Raw genomic sequence first — 8,118 nt, 5'->3', positions numbered from 1 at the left:
TGACAACCTGCCGGACAATGGCCGTGTTGTGCGCGGCGTGGTTTTGGAATTGGCAGCTTTGATGTCCGACGATTTGGCGGCTTGGATCGAAGCAGAAGTGAAATTCCCGTGCACAATGGTCGACCGCATTGTGCCCGCCACAAAGCCAGAAGATATTGATGCATTGGGCGAACTCATTGGCAAATATGACGCTTCACCTGTGATGATGGAACCGTTCCGTCAGTGGGTTGTTGAAGATGATTTTGTCGATGGCGTGCGGCCTGATTTGGGCGCTGTGGGTGTGCAACTGGTTGAAAACGTCACCGCGTTTGAAGATATGAAACTGCGCTGCCTCAACGGCACGCACTCGTCACTGGCCTATCTTGGGTATTTGGGCGGATTGGAAACCATTTCCGACACCGTGGCCGAACCAGCCTATGCCGCGTTCGTGAAATCCCTCTGGACCAATGAAATCATTCCAGGCCTGACACCGCCCCAAGGCGTAGATTTGCAAGCCTATGCGGATGAGTTGTTCGCCCGTTACGAAAACCCTGCGATCCGTCACCTGACGTGGCAAATTGCGATGGATGGCAGCCAAAAACTGCCTCAGCGCATTTTAACTCAACTTGAAAATGGTCTTGAGGCCGGACGCCCCATGTCTGGTTTGATTTTGGCCGTTGCTGCATGGATGCGTTATGTTGGCGGCGTTGATGAAAACGGCGCTGCGATTGATGTGCGTGACCCCATGGCGGAGCGTTTGAAGTCGTTGAGTGATGCTGCGGCGACAAATGAAGACAAGGTGCAAGCATTGTTGTCCGTCGGAGAAGTTTTCCCCGATAGTTTGCGCGAAAACGATACCTTTGTGGTGGCCGTGACGGCTGCATTTGACGGTCTCGCAACGCAAGGCGCGCGGGCAATGGTTGGAGCAGTGAAATGATTGAATCTTGGCGCTGGTATGGACCACTCGACAAAATTGAATTGAACCAAATTGCTCAAACGGGTGCGCTTGGTATTGTCAACGCGCTGCATGAAATTCCGTACGGCGAAGTCTGGACTGAAGAGGCCATCGCACAACGTCAAAAGATGATTGCGGGGGCAGGGCATGGGCAAAAATGGCACGTTGTTGAAAGCTTGCCTATTCACGAACGCATCAAACGCGGTGAAGGTGATTTGTCCGAGTTGTTCGCAAATTATCGCCAATCTATGGCCAATTTGGCAGCTCAGGGTCTGACCACGATCTGCTACAACTTCATGCCTTTGATCGATTGGACACGGACGCGACTGGATCACCCGCTTAAAAATGGTGGGACGTCTTTGCGGTTTGAACAGGTGCAAATCTGCGCGCTTGAATTGTTTATGTTGGAACGCGACGGCGCTGAAAAAGACTTTACGCCTGAAATTATTGCCAGAGCCAAAGCATGGTTTGATGCCTCAACAGAGGATGATCGTGACGCGCTTGTGGCCGCCATTATGGCCGGTCTTCCAGGGGCGTATGATCGCTACACTGTCGCGTCGATGAAAGAGGCGTTGAAGTTGTACGATGGCATTGGCCGCGACGAAATTCGTAGCAACTACGCGCGCTTTTTGGATGAAATTATTCCGGCCGCGCAGGATTTGGGCATGCGCTTTGCTGTGCACCCTGATGATCCGCCCCGTGATATTTTTGGCCTGCCGCGTGTGGTTTCAAATGCTGAAGATATTGCTTGGATTTTTGAGCAACAAAAGGCTGTCGAAAATGGCCTGACCTTGTGTTCGGGATCCTTGGGCGCAAATCCTGCCAACAATGTGCCAGCAATTGCGCGCGAATTTTCTGAACGCATTCATTTCGTGCATCTGCGCAATGTCGCCAAAGATGCGGATGGGTCTTTTGAAGAGGCAGCACACCTTGAAGGCGACACTGACATGGTTGAGCTGGTGTCCGTTTTGCTGGGCGAAGAAACCGCGCGCAAAGAAGAGGGGCGCGGCGATTGGGAATTGGTTTGGCGCCCAGATCACGGCCATGAAATCCTGTCGGACATCGGATCGGGTACTCATCCTGGGTATCCATTGATCGGGCGTTTGCGCGGTTTGGCCGAAATGCGCGGTGTGATCAAAGCATTGTCACATAAGCACGTGCAATTTACCTAAATGATCCACCAGAAATGTTTAGAACGGCGTATCCTTTGGGGTGCGCCGTTTTGTATTGGGGAATGGCTATGAAGAAGAAAGGTCGCGGTCGCGCAGCGCTTTTTCCCTTGATTTGAGGCGATACGCCGATGGTGGCTGCCCCATATACCGTTTGAACATGCGGCTAAAGAAGTATGCATCTTGATATCCGACGTTCGCGGCGACTTCTTTGACGGATTTCCCCAGCATCAGCTCGTGCATGGCGTTTTCCATCTTTTTAAGTTCAAGAAATTTTTGCGGGGTTTGGCCGATGCGGTCGCGAAAGGCGCGGCGAAAATAGTCATCGTTGTAAGGGGCACGATCTAATGTGCGCTCCAAGATGTCTTTTTCCAATGGTTCCGCAGCAAGGCGGGCCGCAGCCAGCATAATGTGGAGCGACAGAGCATCTTGTCCTTCCATGGCGCCAACGGCTTTTCGCGCCAGCCAACAAAAGCGGCTTCCAAGTATTTTAGCAAAATGGTCATGAACATATGGTGTTGTTGCAGCGTCGTTGACGTCGCTGGCGCCGTGTCATGATAATGTTGCACCATGGGGCCAATGATATGCCAATCGGGAATAGTGGCGGTGGGCAGCAATGTCATTTGGCCGATCATGTCCACTGTGCCGAACAGTTCGAGTGTGAAATGTTGAGCAATGCCAGTGTAGCGCTCGGTTGATGTCGATTGCCCGATAAAGCGGGTGCCAGCAGGGGCTAGAAATGCTTGTCCGGGTGTGAGCGAAAAGTAGTTACCGTCGATTTCGTATTTGCCCGACCCTGTGAGGCAAATCATGAGATCATGAACTTGGTTTGATTTATCGACTCGCCAAGTCGGAGCATGCGACATTTTGATGACTGATCGTGCCAAACGCAGACCCACTGCATGGGTTGGAATGCCTGAAAATGGGTTAACTTCGTTTTCGTCCATCTTTTCCTGTCTTTCCGTTCATTCAGCCGCCGCTTTCAAACTGGCATATTAGTTTACAAGGGAGTCAACTGAAATGCGGAAGCCGTAGGACAGTTTTACTAGATAAAGGGGGGGGAAGAGATAGGTTTTCCTATGTCAAAAGCTTACGAACTTTTTTGATGTAGAAAATCTTCCTTTGCAAAGATGAAGAATTTCGAACAGTCCACTCAGCGCGCTACAGGCGCAGCCATCAGATCACGGGATGACCTGTGATGGGGGGGGCGAAAGCAAATACATGGGACTGGCCTATGTAATGCCTTATGTGATCGGCTTGCTGATCTTTACGGCATTTCCCTTTGGCTACTCTTTTTATCTCAGCTTTACCGATTACAGTCTTATGTCCGAGCCCACATGGGTCGGCACAAAGAACTACGAAAAGCTGTTCACCCGGGATCGCACGTTTGAGAAACCTCTCAATGTGACATTGCTATATGTCTTCTTGACGGTTCCGCTCAAGCTGATCTTTGCTTTGTTCATCGCGGTGATTTTGAACTACCGGCTCAAAGCCATCGGGTTCTTCCGCACAGCATATTACGTGCCATCCATCTTGGGCGGGTCCATCGCGATCGCTGTTTTGTGGCGCTACATATTTGCAGACACTGGTCTGGTGAATATGGGCTTGGCTGTCTTTGGGATTGAAGGCGTCAACTGGTTCGGTGACCCGACAAATGCCTTGTTTACCATCACGCTTTTGCGCTGTTGGCAGTTCGGTTCGGCAATGGTCATCTTCTTGGCGGCACTGCAATCCGTGGACAAGTCGTTGTACGAAGCTTCGGCCATTGATGGCGCCAACAAATGGCACCAGTTCCGCTTTATCACCTTGCCGTTGATCACACCGGTTATCTTTTTCAACTTGATTATGCAGACAGTGCAGGCGTTCCAAGAATTTAATGGACCCTACATCATCACCGAAGGTGGTCCGCTGAAATCAACCTATCTCTTGCCGCTCTACATCTACGAAAAAGCCTTTAAAAACTTTGACATGGGCTACGCCTCTGCCATCGCTTGGGTCTTGTTCGTGATCATCATGGTGCTAACCGTCGCGGCCTTCTGGTCATCAAAGAAATGGGTTTACTACGCTGGCGACAAGCGCAGCTAGGGGAATGACATGACAGATACATACACTCCCGATATCGAAGTGCGGGCACGCGCACAGCAACTTAAATTGCGCCGCCGTACCGCCATCAATGCCTTCGTTCGCTACTGCGTCTTGGCGGCTGTTGGATTGCTTATGCTCTACCCGTTGATCTGGTTGATCGGCGCGTCGTTTAAAACCAACAGTGAGATTTTCACCAACCCGGGTTTCATTCCAAAAAACCCGACAATCCAAGGCTATATCGACGGCTGGCAAACATCGACGCCATACACTTTTACGCGGTTCTTCTGGAACACCTTCTTGATCATTGCGCCAAAAGTGATCGGTACAGCGATCTCGGCAACAGCAGTTGCCTACGGGTTTGCACGCTTTGAGTTTCCAGGCAAAAAGTTCTTTTTTGCCACGCTCATCGCAACGCTTTTGTTGCCGAACGTTGTTACACGTATTCCGCAATACTTGTTGTTCCGCGACATTGGCTGGCTCGATAGCTACCTACCGCTTTGGGTGCCTTCTGCATTCGCAGGCGACGCGTTCTTTGTCTTTATGTTGGTGCAGTTCCTGCGCGCTATCCCGCGCGATATGGAAGAAGCAGCCCGCGTGGACGGAACCAATTCATTCCAGACACTGATCTTCATCGTGGTGACGCTTTTGATGCCTGCTTTGATCTCGGTCTGTCTGTTCCAATTCATGTGGTCCATGAACGACTTCCTTGGCCCACTCATCTACATCTCTTCGGTTGAAAAATACCCGGTCAGCTTGGCTTTGAAACTGTCGATCGACACGACAGAAGCCTTTGAATGGAACCGCATCCTCGCGATGTCCGTTCTGGCGATCACACCGGCGCTCGCTGTGTTCTTTATGGCGCAGAAGTATTTCATCGAAGGCATCTCTTCAGGGGGGGTAAAAGGCTAATGGCACGCTTGCAGCTAAGAAACGTCGAAAAGACATATGGCAACGGGTTCAAGGCCGTCCATGGCATCAATCTAGATATCCACGATGGCGAATTCATGGTGTTTGTGGGACCTTCGGGTTGTGCGAAATCCACCACGTTGCGGATGATCGCAGGTCTGGAAACCATCACTGGTGGCGAGATCCACATCGGTGAAAAGATCGTCAACGATCTGGCCCCTGGCAAACGCGGCTTGGCGATGGTGTTCCAAAACTACGCGCTTTACCCGCACATGAAGGTCAAAAACAATCTTGGCTTTGGTCTGCGCCTTAAACGCAAGCCGAAGGAAGAGATCGCAGCGGCAACGGATGACGTGTCTGGCATTCTCGAAATCGGTGAATTGCTTGAGCGTCTGCCGAAAGAATTGTCCGGTGGTCAAGCCCAGCGTGTGGCCGTTGGCCGTGCCTTGATCAAATCACCTGAGGTGTTCTTGTTCGACGAGCCTTTGTCCAACTTGGATGCCAAATTGCGCGCGTCTATGCGGGTTCGGATCACCGATTTGCATATGGAATTGCGCGAAATGGGCCGTCCTGCGACCGTGGCCTACGTGACACACGATCAGGTTGAAGCGATGACTATGGGCGACCGGATCTGCGTGATGAAAGAGGGGCACATCATGCAAGTGGCAGACCCTGTCACATTGTACGAAAAGCCTGCGAACGCTTTTGTAGCTGGATTTATCGGTATGCCGGAAATGAACCTTGTCGATGGCACGCTTGAGGCTGGCGAAGAGGCGAAATTAACGATTGGCAACCAGACGATTTCTGGCGGCCCAACGCTTGCGGCACGTTTGACGCGCCAAAGCGGTCCGGTGAAAATCGGCATTCGTCCACAACATCTGAACTTTGTGCCAATCGGTACCGAGAACGCCTTCAACGGCAAAGTCACCGTAATTGAGTTCATGGGGCACGAGATCAATTTGCACATCGACATCGAGGGACACAGCTTCATCTGCGTGATCCCATCGGAGGAGTACGACCGATCTATCAAACGTGGCGATGCGGTGGCGGTGACGCCACTGGTTGAACGTCTGCACGTTTTCGATCTTGAGAGCGGACTGAATGTCTCTCTCGGCGGGGAGGACGCGTAGACGCGCCCCAAACGATATCTCGTACCCCGTCAAATCGGGCGGGTCACGGGCACCAACATAACCAACGTTTGTACCTTAGGGAGGACTACTATGAAACGTTCCACAACCGCACTGGCAGCAGTGCTTACATTGACAGCCTTTAACGCAGGCGCAGCAGAATTGCGCATGTCTTGATGGGGTGGTGACAGCCGCCACACAGCAACGCAAGAAGCGTTGAAAATCTGTGGCGATAAATATAGCCACTCGATTGCTCCTGAGTTCACCGGTTGGAGCGGGCACCTTGAAAAAGTGACCACACAGCTTGCAGGCGGTACTGAAGCCGACATCATGCAGATCAACTGGCCTTGGTTGCCGTTCTTCTCCATCGATGGTGACGGTTTTGCTGATCTCAACGACTACGCAGACGTCATCGATTTGTCGAACCTCGGCGCGGCTCAAATCGAAGCCGGCACAATGAACGGCAAGTTGAACGGCCTTCCTGTCTCCACAACAGGACGTGTCTTCTGGCTCAACAAAGACACATACGACAAAGCCGGTGTTGCGCTCCCAACCACCTGGGACGAAGTTATCGCTGCCGGCCAAACCTTTAAGGAAGTGTTGGGCGAGGGCTACTTCCCGCTCGAAGGCACCAAACTTGACGCGTCTTTGATCGTGCAAAACTATCTGACACAGATCACTGGCAAGCCAATGATCGACAGCGCGACTCTGACATACTCGTGGTCCGAAGAAGAAATCATCCAAGGCCTCGAGTTTTACCAATCTCTGATTGACAACAATGTGCTTCAGTCCTGGAAAGATGCTGCGGCAAAAGGTAAAATGGTTCTGCACGAGGATCCAAACTGGGCGGAAGGTCGCATCGCTGGCTCCTACCAGTGGGATTCTGCTTACTTCAAAGTATCTAAGCCATTGAACAACCCAGATGCTTTGACCCCAGTTGGTTTGTTCAAAGCTGAAGGCAGCCAGAACGACGGTGTCTATCGCAAGGCGTCCATGGTGTTCACGATTTCTAAGAACTCCGACAATCCTAAAGCTGCTGCAGAAATCCTGAACTGTATGCTCAACGAACCAGAGGGTATCGATGCGCTCGGTACGTCGCGTGGTTTGCCAGCCTCAAAAACTGCCGCGGCGCGTTTGGAAGCTGCAGGTGAGGTCAACGCGATGCAAAAGCTTGGGAACTCCCAGGTTCTTGCAGCTGTGGCTCCAGGGATCTCCCAATTCAACGAGCACCCTGAGGTCATGAGCTCCATCCAAGACGCTATGGAACTCTATGCCTACGGTGAAATCTCAGCTGCTGATGCTGCATCTGATATCATCTACAACGTCACTGAAGTTTTGGAAAAATACAAGTAAGCCAAAGCTTTAAGAAATGTCGCAGGTCTTAATGGACTTGCGTCCGGGCGCCCCAAAATCTGGGTCAGGGGCGCCCAATTATTCTCACTCATTTGCGAATGGACCGTGGCGAACGCCGCGACCCATTTTGCTGCCTTAAGGATTACTATGTCGACCTCTCGCGCGCCTCTTACAGATTTTTCGCTGGCTGTTTCAGCGTTGACACCGCGCTGCGTTGTCGTTGCGCTGCGCGCAACAGGTTTGCAATTCACCTTACCTTCCGAGATGTCTTACACACTTGTCAGCCCAGCTGGCGAAAGCACTGGCACAGCAACCACAAGTGCCGTGATCTTGGACGACTTGGTGCCAAATACAGCTTACGTCTTGCGACTGGCAGGGCAAGAATTGGTCTTTTCGACGCCAGACTGTGCGGGCCTTGTTGATGCCAGTGACTTCGGTCTTTCCGAAGACGCCGCCAACAATGCAGATGCGATCAACGCCGGTGTCGCTGCGACTCCAAAAGGCGGAACACTTCGAATTCCAGCAGGGCGCTATGTGACGGGCC

At 51.9% G+C, this 8,118-nt stretch carries 9 protein-coding genes; 7 read left to right on the top strand and 2 right to left on the bottom strand.

Going from position 1 to position 8,118, the window contains the following annotated elements:
- On the top strand, positions 1–916 hold a 916-nt coding region (locus tag ABF287_RS09405), incomplete at its 5' end, for a mannitol dehydrogenase family protein (RefSeq protein WP_347184754.1).
- A complete protein-coding gene (gene uxuA, locus ABF287_RS09400) occupies positions 913–2,106 on the top strand; it encodes a mannonate dehydratase (RefSeq protein ID WP_347184753.1) in 1,194 nt (397 codons plus the stop codon). The genes ABF287_RS09405 and uxuA, both read left to right, overlap by 4 nt.
- Positions 2,107–2,172: 66 nt before the next feature.
- Here uxuA and ABF287_RS09395 read toward each other — a convergent pair whose 3' ends face one another.
- Together ABF287_RS09395 and ABF287_RS09390 are read right to left on the bottom strand one after the other, a co-directional pair.
- Positions 2,173–2,463 (bottom strand): helix-turn-helix transcriptional regulator, encoded by a 291-nt coding sequence (locus ABF287_RS09395; protein WP_347184752.1) that lies wholly within the window; start codon positions 2,461–2,463, stop codon positions 2,173–2,175.
- Positions 2,448–3,050 (bottom strand): hypothetical protein, encoded by a 603-nt coding sequence (locus ABF287_RS09390; protein WP_347184751.1) that lies wholly within the window; start codon positions 3,048–3,050, stop codon positions 2,448–2,450. Before ABF287_RS09390 ends, ABF287_RS09395 begins: the two co-directional genes overlap by 16 nt.
- A 241-nt stretch (positions 3,051–3,291) precedes the next feature.
- Here ABF287_RS09390 and ABF287_RS09385 point away from each other — a divergent pair, with 241 nt between their 5' ends.
- The 5 genes from ABF287_RS09385 to ABF287_RS09365 all read left to right on the top strand — a co-directional run.
- Positions 3,292–4,188 carry a sugar ABC transporter permease gene (locus ABF287_RS09385; protein ID WP_347184750.1) on the top strand — a complete coding sequence of 299 codons (897 nt, stop codon included), beginning with the start codon at positions 3,292–3,294 and terminating at the stop codon, positions 4,186–4,188.
- Positions 4,189–4,197: 9 nt separating this feature from the next.
- Positions 4,198–5,097, top strand: coding sequence for a carbohydrate ABC transporter permease (locus tag ABF287_RS09380; protein WP_347184749.1), 900 nt, complete (start codon positions 4,198–4,200; stop codon positions 5,095–5,097).
- On the top strand, positions 5,097–6,224 hold the full coding sequence (locus ABF287_RS09375; RefSeq protein ID WP_347184748.1) for an ATP-binding cassette domain-containing protein: 1,128 nt from the start codon (positions 5,097–5,099) through the stop codon (positions 6,222–6,224). The genes ABF287_RS09380 and ABF287_RS09375 overlap by 1 nt, the downstream gene beginning before the upstream one ends.
- A 213-nt stretch (positions 6,225–6,437) precedes the next feature.
- Positions 6,438–7,574 carry an ABC transporter substrate-binding protein gene (locus tag ABF287_RS09370; protein WP_347184747.1) on the top strand — a complete coding sequence of 379 codons (1,137 nt, stop codon included), beginning with the start codon at positions 6,438–6,440 and terminating at the stop codon, positions 7,572–7,574.
- Positions 7,575–7,721: 147 nt separating this feature from the next.
- A partial coding sequence (locus ABF287_RS09365; RefSeq protein ID WP_347184746.1) for a hypothetical protein occupies positions 7,722–8,118 on the top strand: 397 nt, incomplete at its 3' end.

Source organism: Pacificibacter sp., from assembly GCF_039769035.1.
Classification (GTDB): domain Bacteria; phylum Pseudomonadota; class Alphaproteobacteria; order Rhodobacterales; family Rhodobacteraceae; genus Celeribacter.
Note: the sequence above shows the minus strand (reverse complement) of the source record. Positions and strands in the feature narration are given on the sequence as shown.